General features: G+C 57.2%; 1 protein-coding gene. It reads left to right on the forward strand.

The annotated features are described in order from the left end of the window. Positions 1-65 precede the first annotated feature (65 nt). Positions 66-1,046 (forward strand): IS5-like element IS1384 family transposase, encoded by a 981-nt coding sequence (locus GIW69_RS26110; protein ID WP_010466230.1) that lies wholly within the window; start codon positions 66-68, stop codon positions 1,044-1,046. Positions 1,047-1,191: the final 145 nt, after the last annotated feature.

Below are 1,191 nucleotides of genomic sequence, written 5' to 3' on the forward strand. Positions count from 1 at the left end.
AGGAAACTCTGAAAAAGACTTTCTGATTTGGCAAAATACCGCGACCCCACCCACCGAGTTTCCCGATGAAGCAGATGACCTTCGCCGACGCCGAGTACGCTGGCAAGCGCAAGCAAACCCGCAAGGAGTTGTTCCTGATCGAGATGGATCGGGTGGTGCCGTGGAAGGGCTTGATTGCTTTGATCGAGCCACATTATCCGAAAGGTGAAGGTGGCCGTCCGGCCTACCCGTTGATGGCGATGCTGCGTGTGCATCTGCTGCAGAACTGGTTCGGCTACAGCGATCCAGCGATGGAGGAAGCGCTGTACGAAACCACGATCCTGCGCCAGTTTGCCGGGCTGAACCTGGAGCGCATCCCCGACGAAACCACCATTCTCAACTTCCGCCGCTTGCTGGAGAAACACGAGCTGGCGGCCGGCATCCTCGCTGTCATCAATGGCTATCTGGGCGACCGCGGCCTGTCGCTGCGCCAGGGCACCATCGTCGATGCAACGCTGATCAATGCGCCCAGTTCGACCAAGAACAAGGACGGCAAGCGCGACCCGGAAATGCACCAGACCAAGAAGGGAAACCAGTATTATTTTGGCATGAAGGCCCACATCGGCGCCGATGACGAATCGGGTCTGGTGCACAGCGTAGTGGGCACGGCGGCCAATGTGGCGGATGTCACCCAGGTGGACAAATTGCTGCATGGCGACGAAAACGTGGTCTGCGCCGATGCAGGCTACACCGGTGTCGAAAAGCGGCCCGAGCATGAAGGACGTGAAGTTATCTGGCAGGTGGCGGCACGCCGCAGCACCTACAAAAAACTCGATAAGCGCAGCGTGCTGTACAAAGCCAAGCGCAAGATTGAAAAGGCCAAGGCTCAGGTGCGCGCCAAGGTCGAGCATCCGTTCCGGGTAATCAAGCGCCAGTTCGGTTACACCAAGGTGCGCTTTCGCGGCTTGGCCAAAAACACGGCGCAACTGGTGACACTGTTCGCTCTGTCGAACCTGTGGATGGCGCGCCGACATTTACTGACGAATGCAGGAGAGGTGCGCCTGTAATGCGGGAAATGGCCACCGGAGTGGGGTCCGGGTGGCGAAAACGTAAGAAATACTCGTCGAATTGATTGTTTTTTGATCATTTGGCGAGTTTAAAAGTTGCGCTAGGTGGTATGCCGGGGAAATACATGGCTACTTCAGACCATCC

The organism is Pseudomonas syringae (assembly GCF_021605415.1).
GTDB lineage: Bacteria > Pseudomonadota > Gammaproteobacteria > Pseudomonadales > Pseudomonadaceae > Aquipseudomonas > Aquipseudomonas syringae_S.